General features: G+C 61.8%; 16 protein-coding genes and 1 pseudogene. 8 read left to right on the top strand and 9 right to left on the bottom strand.

All coding sequences use genetic code 11. From position 1 onward, the window contains the following. Nucleotides 1–111: 111 nt before the first annotated feature. From HHL22_RS04510 to HHL22_RS04475, 7 genes and pseudogenes are all read right to left on the bottom strand, one after another. The gene (locus HHL22_RS04510) at nucleotides 112–2,106 is read right to left on the bottom strand and encodes an AAA domain-containing protein (protein WP_241737963.1); all 1,995 of its coding nucleotides are present in this window, start codon (nucleotides 2,104–2,106) and stop codon (nucleotides 112–114) included. A 65-nt stretch (nucleotides 2,107–2,171) separates the two neighbouring features. Beyond that, entirely contained in the window at nucleotides 2,172–2,645 is a 474-nt protein-coding gene (locus HHL22_RS23615; RefSeq protein ID WP_195809222.1) for an Imm53 family immunity protein, read from the bottom strand. 48 nt (nucleotides 2,646–2,693) lie between these two features. After that, nucleotides 2,694–3,482: an SDR family NAD(P)-dependent oxidoreductase gene (locus tag HHL22_RS04495; protein WP_169529756.1), complete on the bottom strand. Its 789-nt coding sequence runs from the start codon at nucleotides 3,480–3,482 to the stop codon at nucleotides 2,694–2,696. A 59-nt stretch (nucleotides 3,483–3,541) separates the two neighbouring features. Further along, a pseudogene (locus tag HHL22_RS23915) lies at nucleotides 3,542–3,796 on the bottom strand (DUF1304 domain-containing protein). A gap of 65 nt (nucleotides 3,797–3,861) precedes the next feature. Next, nucleotides 3,862–4,758: a hypothetical protein gene (locus HHL22_RS04485; RefSeq protein ID WP_169529755.1), complete on the bottom strand. Its 897-nt coding sequence runs from the start codon at nucleotides 4,756–4,758 to the stop codon at nucleotides 3,862–3,864. A gap of 55 nt (nucleotides 4,759–4,813) precedes the next feature. Further along, nucleotides 4,814–6,985, bottom strand: coding sequence for a methylmalonyl-CoA mutase (gene scpA / locus HHL22_RS04480; protein ID WP_169529754.1), 2,172 nt, complete (start codon nucleotides 6,983–6,985; stop codon nucleotides 4,814–4,816). A gap of 141 nt (nucleotides 6,986–7,126) precedes the next feature. Continuing rightward, nucleotides 7,127–8,932 (bottom strand): methylmalonyl-CoA mutase family protein, encoded by a 1,806-nt coding sequence (locus tag HHL22_RS04475; protein WP_169529753.1) that lies wholly within the window; start codon nucleotides 8,930–8,932, stop codon nucleotides 7,127–7,129. A 189-nt stretch (nucleotides 8,933–9,121) separates the two neighbouring features. Between HHL22_RS04475 and HHL22_RS04470 the strand changes: the two genes are divergently transcribed. The 5 genes from HHL22_RS04470 (at nucleotide 9,122) to HHL22_RS04455 (ending at nucleotide 13,401) form a co-directional block, all read left to right on the top strand. Next, nucleotides 9,122–9,883: a 5'-nucleotidase C-terminal domain-containing protein gene (locus tag HHL22_RS04470; RefSeq protein ID WP_195809221.1), complete on the top strand. Its 762-nt coding sequence runs from the start codon at nucleotides 9,122–9,124 to the stop codon at nucleotides 9,881–9,883. A gap of 81 nt (nucleotides 9,884–9,964) precedes the next feature. Beyond that, a complete protein-coding gene (locus HHL22_RS24450; protein ID WP_394354448.1) occupies nucleotides 9,965–10,093 on the top strand; it encodes a GldL-related protein in 129 nt (42 codons plus the stop codon). 41 nt (nucleotides 10,094–10,134) lie between these two features. Beyond that, nucleotides 10,135–11,061 carry a bifunctional metallophosphatase/5'-nucleotidase gene (locus tag HHL22_RS04465; protein WP_169529752.1) on the top strand — a complete coding sequence of 309 codons (927 nt, stop codon included), beginning with the start codon at nucleotides 10,135–10,137 and terminating at the stop codon, nucleotides 11,059–11,061. Between the two features lie 145 nt (nucleotides 11,062–11,206). After that, on the top strand, nucleotides 11,207–12,748 hold the full coding sequence (dnaA, locus tag HHL22_RS04460; protein ID WP_169529751.1) for a chromosomal replication initiator protein DnaA: 1,542 nt from the start codon (nucleotides 11,207–11,209) through the stop codon (nucleotides 12,746–12,748). A 98-nt stretch (nucleotides 12,749–12,846) separates the two neighbouring features. Continuing rightward, on the top strand, nucleotides 12,847–13,401 hold the full coding sequence (locus tag HHL22_RS04455) for a hypothetical protein (RefSeq protein ID WP_169529750.1): 555 nt from the start codon (nucleotides 12,847–12,849) through the stop codon (nucleotides 13,399–13,401). Nucleotides 13,402–13,421: 20 nt separating this feature from the next. Here HHL22_RS04455 and HHL22_RS04450 read toward each other — a convergent pair whose 3' ends face one another. Beyond that, nucleotides 13,422–14,657, bottom strand: coding sequence for an HD domain-containing protein (locus HHL22_RS04450; protein WP_169529749.1), 1,236 nt, complete (start codon nucleotides 14,655–14,657; stop codon nucleotides 13,422–13,424). Between the two features lie 340 nt (nucleotides 14,658–14,997). Between HHL22_RS04450 and porX the strand changes: the two genes are divergently transcribed. The 3 genes from porX to HHL22_RS04435 all read left to right on the top strand — a co-directional run bounded on the left by porX (nucleotide 14,998) and on the right by HHL22_RS04435 (nucleotide 18,593). Continuing rightward, nucleotides 14,998–16,566, top strand: a complete 1,569-nt coding sequence (gene porX / locus HHL22_RS04445; protein WP_169529748.1) for a T9SS response regulator signal transducer PorX — start codon at nucleotides 14,998–15,000, stop codon at nucleotides 16,564–16,566. Between the two features lie 156 nt (nucleotides 16,567–16,722). Then, nucleotides 16,723–17,958 (top strand): DNA integrity scanning protein DisA nucleotide-binding domain protein, encoded by a 1,236-nt coding sequence (locus HHL22_RS04440; protein WP_169529747.1) that lies wholly within the window; start codon nucleotides 16,723–16,725, stop codon nucleotides 17,956–17,958. Then, a complete protein-coding gene (locus HHL22_RS04435) occupies nucleotides 17,955–18,593 on the top strand; it encodes a thiamine phosphate synthase (protein WP_169529746.1) in 639 nt (212 codons plus the stop codon). Before HHL22_RS04440 ends, HHL22_RS04435 begins: the two co-directional genes overlap by 4 nt. Here HHL22_RS04435 and thiH read toward each other — a convergent pair. Continuing rightward, nucleotides 18,590–19,699, bottom strand: a complete 1,110-nt coding sequence (gene thiH, locus HHL22_RS04430; RefSeq protein ID WP_169529745.1) for a 2-iminoacetate synthase ThiH — start codon at nucleotides 19,697–19,699, stop codon at nucleotides 18,590–18,592. The genes HHL22_RS04435 and thiH overlap by 4 nt on opposite strands. Between the last annotated feature and the right edge of the window lie 59 nt (nucleotides 19,700–19,758).

The raw sequence follows: 19,758 nt of genomic DNA, 5'->3' as shown, positions 1-19,758 counted from the left end.
GCAAACGCCAAACAGAACGTCATGCTGAGCCTGTCGAAGCATCTCTCCCGAACGTCATTTGGACGACGCGGTAGAGATGCTTCGACAGGCTCAGCATGACGTTCTGTTTGTTTACTCCTGCAGCTCCCAGGCGGTGCGGTAGCCGCCCACGCGCTCCACGTAGTCGAGGAAGGCCTTGTAGAAGGGGTGGGCCCCTAGGGTACTGCTGTCGCCCACGAGCAGCAGCTTCTTGCGGGCGCGTGTCATGGCCACATTCATGCGGCGGATGTCGCTCAGGAAGCCGATTTCACCGCTTTGGTTGCTGCGGGTGAGGCTGATGGCGATGATGTCGCGCTCCTGGCCCTGGAAGGCATCGACGGTGCCCACGCTGAGCTGGCGGTGCAGCAGCAGGCCGGCCAGCTCGTCGTTTTCCTCCACCGCGTCCTTGAGGTAGTTAATCTGGGCGCGGTAGGGGGCGATGACGCCGATGCTGAGCGGGTCGGCTTCGTGCTCGGCCTGGTCGTAGGGCTCCAGCAGCTGGGCCAGGCGACGCAGCAGCAGGTCGGCCTCCTCGGGGTTGGCCGTGGAGCGGCTTTCGGGGATGGTGATTTCCTGCATGCCAAAGCCGGCCGTGTCCAGAAACTCCACTGGCAGGTCGGGCGCGAAGGCCAGGTCGTAGGCATCGAGGCCGGCGTGGGCCACGCTGGGGTCGGCCACCAGGCGCCCGTCGTAGAACTGCTCCGACGAAAACTCCATAATCTGCTCGTGCATGCGGTACTGCACCGTGAGCATCCGGCTCACGGCGGGCTGGCGGCGGATGCACTTCTCAAACAGCGTTTCGCGCAGGGCGCCGGCCTTGTCGCTCTTCACGGTGGGCGGCAGCTGCTGGTGGTCGCCGGCCAGCACCACGCGCTGGGCCTTGGCAATGGGTATCCAGCAGCCCGGCTCCAGGGCCTGGGCCGCCTCGTCGATAAACACGGTTTCGTAGGTGAGGTGGCGGATATTGCGGTTGCTGGCGCCCACCAGCGTGCACGTTATCACCTGCACCTGCTCCAGCAAGTCCTCCGTGATGTGGCGCTCCAGGCCGTCGGCCTCCTGGTGCAGGGCGCGGGCCTCCTCCTTCAGCAGGCGGCGCTGCTCGCGCTCTTCCCAGCCAAAGCTGCGCACGTACTTGCCGGCCTGCTCGCGGTACTGCTCGGCGGTTTGGCGCATCGAGCGCAGTTGGCCGTAGCTCTTGTGGGCCATCACCTGGGCGTCGAGCGTGTGGTCGAGCAGCAGGTCGTTCACCCGGCTGGGGTTGCCCATGCGAATGACATTGACGCCGCGCTCGGCCAGCTTCTCGGTCAGTAAATCCACGGCCGTGTTGCTGGGGGCGCACACCAGCACCCGCCGCTCGCGCCGGATGGTTTCCAGGATGGCCTGCACCAGTGTGGTGGTTTTGCCGGTGCCGGGCGGGCCGTGGATGATGGCCACGTCCTGGGCCGCCAGCACGTGGCGCACGGCCGCCTGCTGCGAGTTGTTGAGGGGGCTAGGGTAGAATACGTCGTCGGGCCGCTCGGCGCGGAAGCGGGCGGGCTTGGCGCCCAGCAGGATGTCGCGCAGGTCGGCCAGGCGGTCGCCGTAGGCGCCCATCACCTTGCCCAGCGCGTAGTCCATCTCGCGGTAGCTCACCTCGTCAAAGGTGAGGTCGATGCCCAGCTTGCCGCCTTCCAGCACCCAGTCGGGCAGGTCTTCCTTGCTGGTGCTCAGCGTCAGCTTGTTGCGCCGCACGCTGGTAATCACGCCGCTGAGCGTGGGCCGGTCGGTGGCCGAGCGGCCGGGCAGGTTGCCAAACAAGCTGGCGTTCTTACCCACCTGAAACAGGTGCAGCCCTTGCTGCCCGGCGGGGCGCTCCAGCTCCAGTACCACCTTGCCGCCAAAGCCGATTTCCTCGCTGGCAATGGTGACGGGGTACCAGGTCAGCCCGCGCTGCTGGCGCTCCTGGATGCTGGCTTTCGCGTTCTTGAGCTTGAACTGCTCGGCGTCTTCTTCCTGCTCTAGCTTGAGCAGGGCCTGCACCCGGCGCAGCTCTTTCTCAATGGCATAGGGCTCGGCGTGGGGCAGGCTAGGGGTAGTGTCGGTTGTCAAAAGTCGGTCGTTGGGTTCGTTGAATGGGTAACAACGAAAAAGGCGAATAGGTGGCAAAGATGGGGTTACGAACCAGTTTCAATAAGCTGTTTAAAGCGAGCTAGCAGAAACGCTAGTTTCGAAGGGTCACCGATGCCCAGAAATACCGCTTTCTCAACGGAAACTCCATACCAGTCATCTTTCGCCTTCTCAACTAGCTGGTAAGCAATGGAAACTTCTTCAGCCAACGTAGCTTCTACATTTATCTCTACGCTCCAACCGGGATTATCAATGGATAATAGTTTAATGCCGTAACTGTGTTCCCAATCACCATCACACATGCTGACATACCAGGTTTGTAGCCAGTGCAGCAAGCCGCCAAGTTCTTCATTAGGCTTCAGAGTCGGATAATACCGTGCCTCGTAAGCCTCAATCAGCGTGGTAAGTACATCCAACTCGTCAAACTCCGGCTCGCCGGATTGGGGCTGAGAAATTGCTTTGGCGCGAGTCAGCGCAGCTTGGTAATCAGCCTCGGTGCGGATGGGTTTAATGATGTACATAGGGCGCGGTAGTACCGCAAAGATGCGCTTTTACCGCGCCCCATAAACTTACCCAATGCTCCTGACCACGCCGCCATCCACGCGCACCGAGGCGCCGTTGGTGGCCGAGGCCAGCGGGCTGCATAGGTAAGCCACCATATTAGCCACTTCGGCCGGGGTGGCAAAGCGCTGCAGCAGTGACGACGGCCGCGCCTGCTCGAAAAACTCTTTCTCGGCTGCTTCGCGGGATTTGCCGCCGCTCATCTTCTCCAGAAACCCCTCGACCCCCTCCGAGGCCGTGGGGCCGGGCAGCACCGAGTTCACCGTCACACCCGTGCCCTTGGTTAGCTCGGCCAGGCCGCGGGCCACGGCCAGTTGGGCGGTTTTAGTCGTGCCGTACTGTATCATCTCGGCCGGAATCTGCAGCGCCGACTCGGAGCTGATGAAGAGGATGCGGCCCCAGTTAGCTGCCAGCATCAGGGGGAAGTACTGGCGGGCGAGGCGCACCCCGCTCAGCACGTTCACCTCGAAGAAGTGGAGCCACTCCGCGTCGGGTATCTCGGCAAAGGGCTTGGGGTCGAAGATGCCCACGTTGTTGACCAGGATATCAACCCTAGGCACCGCTTGCAGCAGCCGGTTCACCTCGTCCACCTTGCCAAAATCGACGGCCACGCCGCGCACGTCGGCCTGGGGTGTCTGCTGCAAAATAGCCGCTTTGGCTTCGTTGAGGCGCGCTTCGGTGCGCCCGGTGATGATAACGCGAGCACCCTCGGCCGCCAAGCGCTGGGCAATGGCCAGGCCGATGCCGGCCGTAGAGCCCGTGACGAGGGCCGTTTTATTGGTGAGTTGGAGGTCCATGAGCAAAGGAATAGTTCTTCTCTAAACCCTTACCCGGCCGTTTTGATTTGCGTGCGGCCCTAGGCCAGCCAGAGTGCCCCTAGGGCCAGCATGGTTTGCACCAGCAGGATGCGTACGCCCGCCGTGGCCGCGCCGTAGAACCCCGCCACCGTCACGCAGCCCAAAAAGAATGTGCCCACATTGCGGTGCTACTGCGGGTCGGTGATGAGCAGCGCCCACGCCAGCCCCGCCACCAGAAATCCGTTGTACAATTCTTGGTTGCCGGCCAGCGTCTTGGTCGGCGGACACAGCTTGGCCGGTATCTTTAGCCACACGATGTAGCAGTAAATGAGGGCTACTATGCTGGTGAGGCATTGGAACAGGAGTAATATAATAACACTTATCTATTATTACTCATAATCTGTTTGATACTAGATTCAATTAAGCTTAGGCTATTATAGTCAGGAAATAATTTATTTGCTTCAGAGTCTGATGAAGAAGGAATTATTTTAGCCCCTTTCTCAATTAAGTCAGATATAGTATTGATAGATAGCTTTAGCCTTTCAATAGTTTCGGGCTCTTTTCTATCAAAATGCTTGTTGGCAATTGCTTCTGCTTCGTTAGATAGAATATTGTTTATCTGTATCTTCTGAGCTTCTACTAAAATATCTAAAGCGTTATTTTTTAATTCTAAAGTTTTTGCATGTTGCTCGAAAATATTGGCTTCAGCCTGCTTTTTTCTTATGACAGCAGCAGCCCAACAGATACCAGCTACAAGATTTACTGCAGAAGCTGTTCCCAGAGATACTACTAACCAGATAGACCCGCTTTCAGCAGTTAATATATCAACTTCTCCCTTATTCGATTCTACTACCGGTATTTCGATGGCCTTCTTCAGGTCGTTTGAATACCTTGATAGTGTTTCAAAACTTTTAATTTCTGGAAGCTTTATATAAATAATATCATTAATGGTTGAGTAGCGATTATCGTTTATAGCTTTTTGTAAGAAATGGATTCCAATTTTTATTCTGTAAACAAGATTTGAGACTTTGGTATCTAGGGATGATTCTACTTGTTCTGTGTCATCTTTAGATTTGAATAACCATGACTCTTTAAGAGAATTAATTTCATCTTGAAAATATGGTAATTGTTCAATATTCAATAGCCCTCTTCTTAATTGATTAAGATTTGTGGCTTCATAATAACTTGAGCCGGCGCCACTGGAAACATACCTTGACTGGTAGTTTATTTTATCGGAATTATTATCAATGATTTCTCTTGCTTCAATTAGATTCATGGTATGGTTGTGGTTATAATCGCTTTTGAGCGAACCTCGCATGTAATTATATAGACTAATCTTCTAACTTCTCCAGTATCTCCAGCGCGGCCTTGGCGATGACGGTGCCCGGGCCGTAGATGCCGGCCACGCCCGCGTCGCGCAGGCGCTGGTAGTCCTGGGGCGGGATGACGCCGCCGGCAATAACCAGAATGTCGGGGCGGCCTTCTTGCTGCAGTTCCGCGATGAGCTGGGGCAGCAGCGTGTTGTGGCCGGCGGCCAGGCTGCTCACGCCCACCACGTGCACGTCGTTGTCCACGGCTTGGCGAGCCACCTCGGCGGGCGTTTGGAAGAGGGGAGCCAGGTCTACGTCGAAGCCCACGTCGGCAAAGCTGGTGGCGATGATTTTGGCGCCGCGGTCGTGGCCGTCCTGGCCCATCTTGGCTACCAGCATCCGCGGGCGGCGGCCCTGGGCGGCGGCAAAGTCCTGGGCCGCCTGCCGGGCCTGGGCAAACTCCGAGTTGTCTTGCATGCCTTGCTGATACACGCCCTGCACGGTGCGGGTGGTAGCCTGGTGGCGTCCCCAGGCTGCTTCCAGCGCATCCGAAATCTCGCCCAGGGTGGCGCGGGCGCGGGCGGCGGTCACGGCCAGGGCGAGGAGGTTCTGAGTTGACTCCTGCGAGTTTTCAGCGGCCGCCGGTGCATCCTTTAACGCATCAGTCTTTACTTTTGACTTGCCCGCCGCCGCTTCCCGCAGCGCCCCTAGGGCCGCTTGTACGGCGGCGTTGTCGCGCTCGGCCCTGATTTTCTGCAAGCGCGCCACCTGGCTTTCGCGCACGGCATCGTTGTCAATCTGCAGTACTTCCAGCGGCTCCTCGTTCTCGGGGGCGGGGTACTTATTGACGCCCACGATTACCTCCTGGCCGGTGTCGATGCGCGACTGCTTGCGGGCGGCGGCTTCCTCAATGCGCAGCTTAGGCAAGCCGGTTTCGATGGCGGCGGCCATGCCCCCTAGGGCCTCCACCTCCTCGATAAGGGCCCAGGCCTGGTTGGCGAGGTCGGCCGTGAGGCTTTCCACGTAGTACGAGCCGCCCCAGGGGTCCACTACTTTTGTAATGTCGGTTTCGTGCTGCAAATACAATTGGGTATTGCGCGCAATGCGGGCCGAGAAGTCGGTGGGCAGCGCCAGGGCCTCGTCGAGGGCGTTGGTGTGCAGGCTCTGGGTGCCCCCCAGGGCGGCGGCCAGCGCTTCCACCGTGGTGCGCGTTACATTGTTAAACGGGTCCTGGGCCGTGAGCGAGTAGCCCGATGTTTGGCAATGGGTGCGGAGCGCCAGGCTCTTAGGGTTGGTGGGGTTAAACTGTTTGATGAGCTTGGCCCACAGCAGGCGGCCGGCGCGCAGCTTGGCAATTTCCAAAAAGAAATTCATGCCGATGCCCCAGAAAAACGACAGGCGCGGCGCGAAGTCGTCAATCTGGAGGCCCGCCGCCAGGCCGGCCCGCACATACTGCAAGCCGTCGGCCAGGGTGTAGGCCAGCTCCAGCTCGGCGGTGGCGCCGGCCTCGTGCATGTGGTAGCCCGAGATGCTGATGCTGTTAAACTTGGGCATGTGCTCGGCCGTGTAGCTGAAGATGTCGGCAATGAGCCGCATGCTGGGCGCGGGCGGGTAGATGTAGGTGTTGCGCACCATGAACTCCTTCAGAATATCATTCTGAATGGTGCCCGACAGCTTCTCCGGCGGCACGCCCTGCTCCTCGGCCGCCACGATGTAGAAGGCCAGCACCGGCAGCACCGCCCCGTTCATGGTCATGCTCACCGACATCTCCCCGAGGGGTATCTGGTCGAAGAGAATCTTCATGTCCTCCACCGAGTCGATGGCCACGCCGGCCTTGCCCACGTCGCCCACCACCCTAGGGTGGTCCGAGTCGTAGCCGCGGTGGGTAGCCAGGTCGAAGGCCACGCTCAGGCCTTTCTGCCCGCCGGCCAGGTTGCGCCGGTAAAAGGCGTTGCTTTCCTCGGCCGTCGAGAAGCCCGCGTACTGCCTTACGGTCCAGGGGCTTACGGTGTACATGCTGGCATACGGCCCGCGCAGGTAGGGCGGCGCGCCCGCCCCGAAGCCCAGGTGCGGCAGGCCGGCCGCATCGGCGGCGGTGTACACGGCCGGGCCGCTGCTAGGGTAGTCGGCCGGCTTAATGGGACTTGGCAGCCGGGCCGCGTCGTAGGCGATAGAGGAAAAGTCGGGGCGCATAGCTAGTTCAGTTTAATAATATCTGTCATGCTCATCTAGCGTCCGCTTGTCGAAGCAGCTCTCCCGCATCGTTGAACGGCGTGGGAGAGCTGCTTCGACAAGCGGACGCTAGATGAGCCTGGCGTTCTAAATAAAATACGGCTACCTTCCCTGCAGCCGGGCCAGTACCTCCTCGGTGCGGTGGCCTTCCACCACAAACTCCTTGAGGCCAAAGACGCGCACGGCTTCCTGCAGCGTAGCCAGGTCGGAGTTGACAATAGACGGAATGTCGAACACGTGGCTGGCGGGCACCTGCTGCACCACCCGCGCCAGGTGCTCGAACTGCGCGGGGGTGGCGTACATGAGGATGGCCTCCTCGGGGGTTGAAAACAGTACCGAGTAGCTCTCGGGCGTGATGCCCTCGGGGGTGGGGGCCGGGTCGGTGGGGCGAGCGCCGGGGTGCAGCAGATGCCAGAAGGCGGCGGCAATGTCCTCATTCACCGAGCGGCCGCCCAGCAGCACCAGCGCGGCGGCCTTGTCCTGGTTGGCGCGGCGCTCGAAGTGCAGGGCGGTGGCCAGGCGCAGCACCTCGCTGGGGTAGGCGGCGCGGGTGGTGTCAAACTCGCGCGAGCGCAGCAGTTGCTTGGGGTTGAAATCGAATTTCTCCTGCGGATTTTGGAAGCGGTTGGTGCCCACCACCACGTCTTGCCCGGTGGCAATGCGCTTAAACTGCTCCAGCCCGGCCTGGCTCACGGCCTCTAGGGCGCGGCCCCGCGCCTGCAGCATGCCGCCTAGGGCCTCCTGGGCCTGAAACTCCAGCCAGCCGGCGCGGGCCAGCTCGTCGGTCAGCGTTTCTACGAAGTACGAGCCCGCCGCCGGGTCGGCCACCCAGTCGAGGTGGCTTTCGTCGAGCAGTATAATCGGGGCGTTGCGGGCCAGGCGGGCGCTAAACTCGTTGGGCGCCTGGTAGAGGCAGTCGAACGCCGCCACCTGCACCGAGTCGGCGCCGCCCAGCACGGCGCTCATGGCCTCGGTGGTGTGGCGCAGCAGGTTGGTGTGGGGGTCGAGGGTAGTTTGGTGCCAGGTGCTGGTGGTGGCGTGAATGGGCAGCGCCAGGGCCAGCGCGGGCGGCAGCCCAAAGCTGTGCAGCAGCGTGGCCCACAGCCGGCGGGTAGCGCGCAGCCGGGCTATTTCTGGGAAGAAGCTGGTGCCGATGGCCACGTCGAGGTGCAGGGCCCGCGCCACATCGGCCACGTCGAGGCCAGCGTCGGTGCTGGGCAGCTCGGCCAGCAGGGTGGCCGCAATGCTCAGGGCAAAGCCGATTTGCTGGGGCAGGGTAGCCCCGCGGTTGCCAAAGTACATGCCGTTGATGGCGAGCGCCGAAAAGGCGGGCCAGGGGCGGGCCAGCGCCACGCAGCGCCGCAGCGCGGCCCGGTAGGGCTGCAGCTCGGCCCCCTCGGGCACGGCCGGCGGCAGGTAGCGCAAAAACCCCTGCAGCGGCTGCCCGCCACTCGCCTGGGCTAGGCGCTCGAGCAGGGCATCGGGCCCTTGCAGCACCGTGAAGCCCAGCCAGGTGGTGGCCAGCGGCAGCTGCTCGGCCAGCTCGGAAAAGGCGAAGGTGGCGGGGTCGCCCCGCAAGATGAAGTGCAGCCCCCCCGCCCCGCGGGCTAGCGCATCGGCCCCCAGGGCTATTTGCAGGCGGCCATCGGTGCCGTCGGGCACGGGCAGCTCCACCACGTTGCGGCAGGGCGCGGGGCGCGGGGGCAGCGGGGCGGGCGGCCCCCCTAGGGCGGCCCAGGCCTCGCGGGTGTGGTAGGGCTCGGCTACCACGCCGCCGGGCAGCTCCCAGCGCAGGCGGGCGGGGTCGGCGCCTTTTAGCTCGCGGGTTAGCTGCGCCTGCCACTGGGCGGCCCCTAGGGGAGCAAACTCGGGAAACGAAACGGGTGGGGTCGGAGGAGAATCGGGCATGAGAAACGGCGGTGCGCCCCGCAGCAGCGGGGGCTGCAAGTTACCCCGGCCGCTGCATACCCCCGGCGCCCCCAGGGCCACCCGCCCGCCGCCGGGGCTGCCCGCCGGCCCCAGCCTTCCCCGCTGGCCCAGGGGCAGGCCGCCAGTATCTTTGTGGCAATGGGGACGGCGTTTCACCCGGCTATGCGTATGACTGTTTCTGCTTCAAGGTATTGGTTGGTGCTAGTTAGCACGGTGGGGTTGAGCGTGCTGGCGGTGGCCTGCCAGCGCGGCCCGCTGCAGGCCACGGCCCGGCTGGCGCCCACTACTAGCCAGCCGGTGGGCCGCGCCATCGTTCCCGATGCCGGCGCGGCCGCCTACATCCAGCCCTTCCACGAGCAGGTAGAAAAGCAGATGAGCACCGTGCTGGGCACGGCGCCGGTGGCCCTCACCAAACATGCTGGCGAAAACCCGCTGGGCAATTTCATGGCCGACTTGCAGCGCACCGCCGCCGCCAAAGCCACCGGCCAGCCCATCGACCTGGGCGTGATGACCAATGGCGGCATCCGCACGGAGCTGCCCGCCGGCCCCATTACCCTCGGTAACGTGTTCGAGTTGATGCCCTTCGAGAACGAGTTAATCGTGCTCGACGCGCCCGGCCCGGTGGTGCAGCAGCTGTTCGACTACGCGGCCCCCGTGCGCATGGCCGTGTCGGGCGCCACCTATACCGTAGGCCCCGATAAGCGCCCCGTGGACATTCGCATCGGCGGCCAGCCCTTCGACCCCGTCCGCACCTACACCATCGCCCTTTCCGACTACCTGGCCGGGGGCGGCGACCACATGGAGTTTCTCAAAGCGGCCCCGCTGCGCCACACCGGCCTGTTGCTGCGCACCGTTATCGTCGACCATATCAAGGCCCTCACCGCCGCCGGCCAGCCCGTTACGGCCCAGGTCGAAGGCCGGGTAAAGTAGCCGCCATAGTGTTTTCCTGCCTGATTGACTATAAAAAGAAACCTTCTGCCGCTGCTATTTCTTGTCAGCCTACTCCTAGTAGTGGTGGGCGCCTTATTCAAAATCATGCACTGGCGGTTTGCCGACGTGATGCAACTGACTGGGATGCTGGCTGGCCTTGTTGGCGTCGGCGCGCTAGTAGGGAAAATTTGGTCGAAGCCTACTGCTTAACTTTTGGTGCCCGCGCCTCCATTAAACCCGCTAAACTTGCGATGAAGCGTCGTCATTTTCTTCAACAGTCTTTGCTGGGCACAGCGGCCCTAGGGGTGCTGGGGCCCAGTTTGGTAGCCGAAGCGGCTAGCGGTCCGGCTCGCCTGGTTATCCTGCACACCAACGACATGCACTCGCGCATCGAGCCCTTTCCCGACTCGGCGCCGCAGTGGGCGGGCCTAGGGGGCATGGCCCGGCGCGAGGCCCTCATCAACAGCGTGCGGGCCCAGGAGCCGCACGTGCTGCTGCTCGACTCGGGCGACATCTGGCAGGGCACGCCGTACTTCAACTTCTTCGGAGGCGAGCTGGAGTACAAGCTCATGAGCCGCATGAAGTACGACGCCAGCACCTTCGGCAACCACGACTTCGACAACGGCCTGGCGGGCCTGCAAAAGCAACTGCCCAACGCCGGCTTTCCCTTTCTCATCGCCAACTACGACTTTGGCGGCACGCCGCTGGCCGGCCGCTTCGCGCCGTACAAGGTGTTTGAGAAGGCGGGCGCGCGCATTGGCGTGTTTGGCCTGGGCATCGAACTGAAGGGGCTGGTGGCCGACAAGAACTTCGGCGCCACCCAGTACCGCGACCCCGTGGCGGTGGCCCAGGCCCAGGTGCAGCAGCTACGGCAGCAGGAGCGCTGCGACATGGTTATTTGCCTCTCGCACCTCGGCTACAAGTACGAAGGTGAAAAAATAGACGACCGCAAGCTCGCCGCCCAGGTCGGCGGCATCGACCTGATTTTGGGGGGGCACACCCACACGTTTATGCCGGCGCCCGAGCCCATTACGGGGCCGGCCGGCCACGTCACGCTCATCAACCAGGTGGGCTGGTCGGGCATTAACCTGGGCCGTATCGACTACGAGCTGCGGCGCGGCGCCCAGCCGGTGCGGGCCACCGGGGCGCTGGTGCTGCCCGTGGGCGCTACCTGCTAGCCGGCCGATATACGCAAGGATTTGCCGGCTTTTTTGTCTGCTGGTTTATGCGCAAATTTGTTCCCCCCAAGCCCGGCCGGTCGGGTTTGGGGTTCTTTTTCGCCGGGCGGGCCAGCGGGCCCGAAGCGCTATTTTTTCACTTCACATGTCGCAGGATTTTCGCTCCGTTTGGGCTAACTGCCTGCGCGTGATTCGCGCCGAAGTGGGCGAGCAAAGTTTCCGCACCTGGTTCATGCCCATCGTGCCGGTCGAGCTGCAAGGCAAAGTCCTCACCATCCAGGTGCCGAGCGTATACTTCTACGAATACTTGGAGGAGCAGTACGTAGAAGAGTTAAAGCGAGCCATTTACCAGGAACTAGGCCCCGAGGGGCGCCTGGAGTACAGCGTGGTGGTGGACCAGGGCAACGCCCAGGCACCCCCTAGGGCCATGCACCTGCCACCCGCCCGCAAGGCAGCCCCCGGTACCCCCGCCGCCGCGCCGGGCCCTGCCCGCGGCTACACCGGTACCGGGGCGCCGGCCGTGCCGCCGCGCGCCGGCGGCGCGCCCGCCCGTGGCTACGCGGGCGCGGCCGGCAGCGGGGCGGCGGCCGCCGTGGCCGCCCCGGCCGTCACCCTGCGCAACCCCTTCGATGCGGCCAAAACGATGGACCGCAACATCGTGCCCTCGCAGCTCAACGACTCCTACACGTTTGAGAACTACGTGGAGGGCGACTGCAACCGGCTGGCGCGCTCGGCGGGCCTCGCGGTGGCCAACAAGCCCGGCACCACGGCCTTCAACCCGCTGATGGTGTACGGCGGCGTGGGTTTGGGCAAAACCCATCTCGTGCAGGCCATCGGCAACCACATCAAGGTCACCAACGCCGAGAAGTTCGTGCTCTATGTGTCGGCCGAGAAGTTCACCAACCAGTTCATCGAGAGCTTGCAGCGCAACGCCGTGCAGGACTTCGCCAACTTCTACCTGCTGGTGGACGTGCTGATTCTGGACGACGTGCAGTTTCTGGCCAACAAGGGTAAGACGCAGGAGATGTTCTTCCACATCTTCAACCACTTGCACCAGGGCGGCCGCCAGATTATCATGACTAGCGACCGGCCCCCGCGCGAGCTCAGCGGCCTGGAAGACCGCCTGCTCTCGCGCTTCAAGTGGGGCTTGACGGCCGACGTGCAAAGCCCCGACTTCGAGACGCGCATCGCCATCATCCAAAATAAGGCCGAGCAGAGCGGCATGGAAATCACGCCGCAGGTGGTGGAGTACCTGGCGCATTCGGTGCCCACCAACGTGCGCGAGCTGGAAGGCGTGCTGGTGTCGCTGATGGCCCAGAGCAGCCTCAACCGCCGCGACATCGACCTGGAAATGGCCAAGCAGGCCCTGCGCCACATCATTGAAGAGGTGGAGGCTGAAGTAAACGTTGACTTTATTCAGAAAACGGTGGCCGACTATTTCGGCGTGGCGGTGGGCTTACTGAAGGAAAAAACCCGCAAGAAGGAAATTGTGACGGCCCGGCAGGTGGCCATGTACTTCACCAAGGAGTTTACCAGTCACTCGCTCAAAACCATCGGCTTCCACTTCGGTGGCCGCGACCACGCCACGGTCATCCACTCGGTGCAAACGGTATCGGACCTGATTGACTCGGACCATAAGTTCAAGGCCCAAATAATGGAGCTGCGCAAGAAGTTCGCCCCTAGGTAGTGCCTGGCAACAATGCCCTGCGGCGTAGTGTGTAAACCGCCAAGCAGACAGTTGCTGCCGGCCGTAGGAATGGACGGATGCTTCTATTTGCTATCGCTATGCTGAACCACCGTGTACTACTATTGCTGCTTCTAGGGTCGGTGAAGGCTGAGGTTGGCTGCGGGCAGGCAACTACCGCAGCAACTGCTGCCATTCAGACCCAATACCAGCGCATCTCGAGCAACCGGGCCACCTACAAAACTCGTTCGATTAGTTTAGATGGAGAATCTGGGGAAGGTGGGCAGGGGACGGCTTATTATGAGGGGAAAGAGATGAAACTTCTGGCCGTTGTGCACTACGAGGAGATGGGCAAACGGGAAGCCCACTATTATTACCACAACGGCCAGGTGTTTTTTGCCCTAAGCTCCCTCTACCGCTATAATCGGCCGATTTACTACGATAAAAAAACCGCTCGCAACAACGGCGACCCTGAAGCTTTCGACCTGAAAAAAGCCGAGCTTACGGAAAACCGGTATTACTTTCAGAACGGCAAGCTCATTCGCTGGCTCAACTCTGCCAAAAAGCCACAACCGGTAGCGGCCGCCACAAAAAATGAAGATTATCAGCTGCTTATAGCTGATGAAGCCAGGGTTCGAGCTGCATTCGCAAGGTGATGGCAGGTTGGATTTACCGCTTAATCCCGCAGAATTTCCTTGGGATAGCAAATGTAAAACTTCTGCACTTTCTGGCTGAGGGCCTGGATGTTGGGCAGGTCCGAGGCTTCCGTCACGTTCACCACTTTGCCGGCTTTGGTGAGAATGTTAATTGTGTCGTTGCTGCCGGCGTCGTAGGCGGTGTTGCTCAGGCGGCCGGTTATCATCAGCTCGCGCGCGTCGTCGGTGGCTAGCCCGAAGCGCTCGGCAATCAGCTCTACGATGCCGAGCTGGAACTCCTCGTCGTAGGGGTCGGGGCTGATGACGATTTTGAACAACTGGCGGTTGATGAGGCTCTTGGCCAGGAAGCTCAGCACTGGGTCGGCGTGGCTTTTCCAGCTTTTGATGGCCGACCAGATATCGGTATCGTCCAGCTCCACAAAATGATTGAGGATGCTGGGGTCGGTTTCGAAGTCGCCTAGGGTTACGGCGCGGCCCAGAAAGAACGTGAGGCACGAGCTACCCGGCACCGGCACGCCGGCGCGGGCCAAGTCGCGGGCCCGCTGCATGGTGCGAATCACCATTTGCTCGGCGCTGGTCACCGTTTTGTGCAAATACACCTGCCAGTACATCAGCCGGCGGCTCACCAGGAAATTCTCGACCGAGTACACGGCTTTTTCCTCCAGCACCAAGCGCTCGTTCATCACTTGCAGCATCTTGATGAGGCGGTCGGCGCCCGGCCGGCCTTCCTGCACGCCGGTGTAGAACGAGTCGCGGTTGAGGTAGTCGAGCCGGTCCATGTCCAGTTGCGAGCTGATGAGCTGGTGAAAAAACTCGCGCGCGTAGCTGCCCTGAAACATCTCAATGGCCAGCCCTAGCCGCCCGCCAAATTCCGCGTTGAGCCGCTCCATCAAAAACAGGGACAGCTGCTCGTGCGGAATATCCTGGAAGATGCTGGTTTCTAGAGCGTGCGACAAGGGGCCGTGGCCCACGTCGTGCAGTAGAATAGCTATTTGGGCGGCCTCGCCCTCGCGGCTTGAAATCGGCACGCCCTTGTCTTTGAGCGTGCGCAGGGCTAGCTGCATCAGGTGCATGGCCCCTAGGGCGTGGTGGAAGCGCGTGTGCAGCGCCCCCGGATACACGAAGCCCGTGAGCCCGAGCTGCTGAATGCGCCGTAGCCGCTGAAAATAAGGATGTTCTATTAGGTCAAACAGCAGCTCGGTGGGCACGGTTACGAAGCCGTACACCGGGTCGTTGAATATTTTTTTCTTGTTCATACGGCTGAGGCCGGGCAAAAAGTAGAAGCCCCACGTCGCTGAGCCAGAACGGGCGCGGCGTAGCTTGGGTGGGCCGGTGGGCGGGGCGTCGCAAAGATGCAGCTTGGTTGGGCGCGGACGCGGCCCCTAAGGTCCCGCTTGGCCGATGCCCTGCCCACGTTGGCCGACTGAAGGGTAGGGGACCGAACCAAAAGGGCGCTTTTCGGGTAAAGCTACGGTGGGCTAGCCGCCCCCGATACTAGGGGGCAAGCCCGGCCGTTAGCTACGCTGACCTTTCGGTGAGAGCCGCTAACGTTTTTACTTTCATTTTTCGCGCCGCTGGCCGGTGCGCTTTCTGCTTATGCAACGCTACTCCATTCTTTGGGCCGACGACGAAATTGATTTGTTGAAGCCGCATATTCTGTTTCTGAAAGAAAAGGGCTACGATGTAACCGGCGTCAACTCGGGGGCCGATGCCCTGGAAGAAGTACAGGACAAAACCTACGACCTGGTGTTTCTGGACGAGAATATGCCCGGCCTCACCGGCCTCGAAACGCTCACCGAAATCAAAGCCACCCGCCCCACGGTGCCGGTGGTGATGATAACGAAGAGCGAGGAGGAGCACATTATGGAGGAGGCCATTGGCGCCAAAATTGCCGACTACCTCATCAAGCCCGTCAATCCCAACCAGATTTTGCTGTCGGTGAAAAAGGTGCTCGACAACAAGCGCCTCGTCACGGAAGCGACTAATTCGGGCTACCAGCGTGACTTCCGCCAGCTGGGCATGCAGCTCTCCGACCGCCTCTCGCCCTCGGAGTGGGTGGATGTGTATAAGAAGCTGACCTACTGGGAGCTGGAGATTAACGAAACCGAAGGCAAGAGCATGGCCGAGGTGTTCAACATGCAGAAGGACGAGGCTAATACCTATTTCGGCCGCTTCATTATTGAGAACTACGAGGATTGGGTAAACGGCCAGGACAAGGATGCGCCGCTCATGTCGCACCAGCTTTTCAAAGAGAAAGTATTTCCGCTGATGAAGCAAACGGGCGACACGCCGGTGTACTTCGTGCTCATCGACAACCTGCGCTACGACCAGTGGAAGGTGCTGGAACCCATTATTGCCGAGCTGTTTACGGTAGACTCGGAGGAGCTGTATTACAGCATTTTGCCCACTACCACGGCCTACGCTCGCAACGCCATTTTTGCGGGCATGATGCCGGGCGATATTCAAAAGAAATACCCGAACCTGTGGGTGTGGGACGAGGACGAGGAAGGCAAGAATCTGCACGAGTCGGAGTTTATGGAAATCAATTTCCAGCGCAACAACCAGAAGGCCAAGCACAGCTACCACAAGGTAACTAACCTGCAAGCGGGCAAGGACTTGCTAGGCAAGATGAGCAACCTGCACAACAACTACAAGCTCAACGTTATCGTCTATAACTTCGTGGACATGCTCTCGCACGCCCGCACCGACATGGCGATGATTCGCGAGCTGGCCGCCGACGAAAGCGCCTACCGCAGCATCACGCGCTCGTGGTTTTTGCACTCGCCGCTGTACGAGATGCTGCAAACCATTGCCGAGAAGAAGGGCAAGCTGATTATTACCACCGACCACGGCACCATCCGGGTGAAGCGGCCCTACAAAATTGTGGGCGACCGCAACACCAATACCAACCTGCGCTATAAGCACGGCAAAAACCTAGGCTTCGACGAGAGCCGCGACGTGTACGTGGTGCGCAAGCCGGAGAAGATTTTCCTGCCCCGCGAAAACGTGAGCACCGCCTACGTTTTCACCCTAGGGGACTATTTCTTTGCCTATCCCAACAACTATAACTACTACGTGAACTATTACAAGGACACGTTTCAGCACGGCGGCATCTCGCTGGAAGAGTGCATTATCCCCTACATTACGCTCACGTCCAAGGGGTAGGGGTTAGCGGACAAAACAGCACACAAAAGAACGTCATTCCGAGCTTGCCGAGGAATCTCGCCCACATCGTTAGAAGTACTCTAGCGGCGCGAGTAAGATTCCTCGGCAAGCTCGGAATGACGTTCTTTTGTGTTCTTCCAGCTCTCCTGACCCCACATGACTACCCACTACTACCCGCGCGACCTAGCCGCCGCCCTGCTGGCTGGTTGGCCCGCCGAGGCCGCGCCGCTACCCACGTTAGACCTGCTTACCGAGTTCATTTCGGTGCTCTACCAGGCCAGCTTGCTAGAGGAAGAAGGCCGGCCAGTGGAGTGCCACGCGGCGCTGGTTACTGCGGCGCAGCTGGAGGCCCAACCCGTCGCGCTCACCGATTTTCACTTTCTGCGCTTCGTTCAGCCTCGCACCTATAGCGAGCAGGAATTGCGCCGCCTCAGCCCGGCTGTGCAGCCGCGCGGCAGCCTGCTGGCCGTGGGAATGGTAGCGGATGAACTGCGCATCTGGGGAATGCTATTTGCCGAGCACGTGTGGGACATGTGGGGCGACGGGCCGCGCCAAACGACGGCGGCCGCACCCAATGCCCTGCTAGTGCAAGTAGTGGGGCCGGGCAGCCTGGTATTTTACCACGGGACTCGGCGGTTGCTCACCTTGCAGCGCGGGCGCATCGAGGGCCTTGGCTTCTTGCAGTTCCCAAGGATGTGGGGCGAGGGGCGCTTCGTGGAAAACCACCTGATTGCCGGCGGGCTGCTAGGGCTAGCTCCGCTGCCGCCCTTGCAAGAAGAATTAATGGTGCAGCTAACGCTCTATATGCAGCGGCGGGCGCTGGCCGGCAGCCGCCAGAGCGGCCACGGTGCCCTTATCGTGCTGGTGCCCACGCCTCGGCTGCCGGCCCTGCTAGGCACCGATAAGCTACTGCGCGCTAAATACCCTATCGTGGCGGCCGGAGCTGGCGCGCGCTACCCGCTGCTGGCCCAGGCCATCGTGCGCCGGCTGCTGGCCGTGGGCGAGGCCACCTGGGCGGGCTTTCAGCAGTCGCGCGACGCTGAAGTGCTGGCCTTCACAACTCGCATCGAGCGCTTCGCCACTTACCTCACCGGCATGGGTTCGGTAGATGGGGCCCTAGTGCTGACGCAGCAGCTGGAAATCGTAGGCTTTGGCGTGGAAATTCAGGCCAGCCAACTACCGCTCGACCAGGTGTACCGCGCCCTCAATATGGAAGGCACCGAGCTGCAGCCGGTAGCCGTCGACCACGGCGGCACTCGCCACCGCGCCGCCTACCGCGTATGTCTGGCCGCGCCCGACTGCCTAGCCATCGTGGTGTCGCAGGATGGCGGCGTGCAGTTCGTACACCACCAGGAGGGAAAGGTTGTTTTTTGGGACCAGCTGTCGTTTTGAGCCAGCAAGCGCCGCCCTTCCAATTGCTGGCCATCACCCCGCCCGCACAGGCCGCCGAGCTACCGCTGCTGCCGCCGCTGTTTGCGGCTGGGCTGCCGCGCCTGCACGTGCGCAAGCCTGGCTGGGCGGCTCCCGAGCTGGCCGCCTACGTGCAGGCCGTGCCCGAGTGCTACCGCTGCCGCCTGGTGCTGCACAGCCACTACCAACTGGCGCCCGCGCTGGGCCTAGGGGGTATTCACCTCACCGAGGCCGCCCGGCGCGACCCGGCCACGCCGCAGGTGCTGCGCCGGGCGAAGGGCTTGAGCGTATCGGCCTCGCTGCACAGTCTAGCCGAGCTGCGGCAGCACCGCCGCCGCTACACATACGTGTTTCTTAGCCCCGTTTTCGACAGTATCAGCAAAACTGATTACGCAAGCCGCTACGACCTGACCGAGTTACCGGCCGTGCTGCGTGGGTTGGCGGCCCGCCCCAGCTACCGGCCCCGCGTGCTGGCGCTGGGCGGAGTAGCGGCCGGCAACCTGCCGCTGGTGCAGCAGGCGGGCTTTGCGGGCGCGGCCGTGCTGGGGGCGCTGTGGCAGGCGCCCGACCCCCTAGGGGTCTGGCACGCGCTGCAGGCAGCGGCAGCCGGCGGCTAGGCCAGCGCGGCGTCCCAGTCTTTCCACACCGGCTCGTAGCCCTGGCGGCGCAGCATGGCGGCTACCTCGGCCGGGCTGCGCTCGTCGCTGATTTCGAACTGCTCCAGCGACTCGGGCGCCACGGCGTAGCCCCCTGGGTTGGTCTTGGAGCCGGCACTGATGCTGGTGATACCCAGCCGGATAACCTGGTCGCGGAAGGCCGGCTCCTCGCGGGTCGAGAGCGACAGCTCCACCTCCTCGTTCAGCAGGCGGTAGGCGCAGATGAGCTGCACCAGCTCGCGGTTGCTCATCTCCACCTTGGGCTGCAGCAGGCCCTCGGCCGGGCGCAGGCGCGGAAACGACAGGCTGTACTTGGTTTGCCAGTAGCGGCGCTCCAGGTAGTCGAGGTGCAGGGCGGTGTAGAAGCAGTCGGTGCGCCAGTCTTCCAGCCCAATGAGCACCCCTAGGCCCAGCTTGTGGATGCCGGCCCGGCCCAGGCGGTCGGGTGTATCGAGGCGGTACCAGAAGTTCGACTTCTTGCCCTTGGGATGGTGCTTTTTATAGTCGGCCTGGTGGTAGGTTTCCTGGTACACCAGCACCGCGTGCAGCCCTTCGGGGATGAGGCGGCGGTAGTCGGCCTCGTCGAGCGGCTGCACCTCCAGCGAGAGGTGGGCGAAGTGCGGGCGCAGCGTGCGCAGGGCTTTTTTCAGGTAGTCCACGCCCACGGTTTGGTTGGCCTCGCCGGTCACGAGCAGCACGTGGTCGTAGCCCCAGCCTTTGAGTACGGCCGCCTCCTGCAGCATCTCCACGGCGCTGAGGGTGCGGCGGCGCAGCGGGTTGTCGAGGCTGAAGCCGCAGTAGGTGCAGATGTTCTGGCACTCGTTGCTCAAATACAGCGGCGCGTACAGCTGCATGGTGTGGCCGAAGCGCCGGCGCGTGAGCTGGTGGCTGAGCTGGGCCATCTGCTCGAGGTAGGGCGCGGCGGCGGGCGACACCAGCGCTTTGAAATCCTCCAAGGTGCGGCGCGGCGCCCCTAGGGCCCGCTCCACGTCGGCCGCCGTTTTGGCGTAGATGCTGGCCTGCACCGCGTCCCACGGGTGGGCCTCGAAGATGGGGCGAAAACTCATGGGTAGTGACTAATTATTAATGACAAGTGCCTTGGAGGTGGTCATGCTGAGCGCAGTCG

Origin of the sequence: Hymenobacter polaris (genome assembly GCF_012927305.1) — a bacterium.
Taxonomy (GTDB): domain Bacteria; phylum Bacteroidota; class Bacteroidia; order Cytophagales; family Hymenobacteraceae; genus Hymenobacter; species Hymenobacter polaris.
This window is presented reverse-complemented; position numbering and strand designations above follow the sequence as displayed.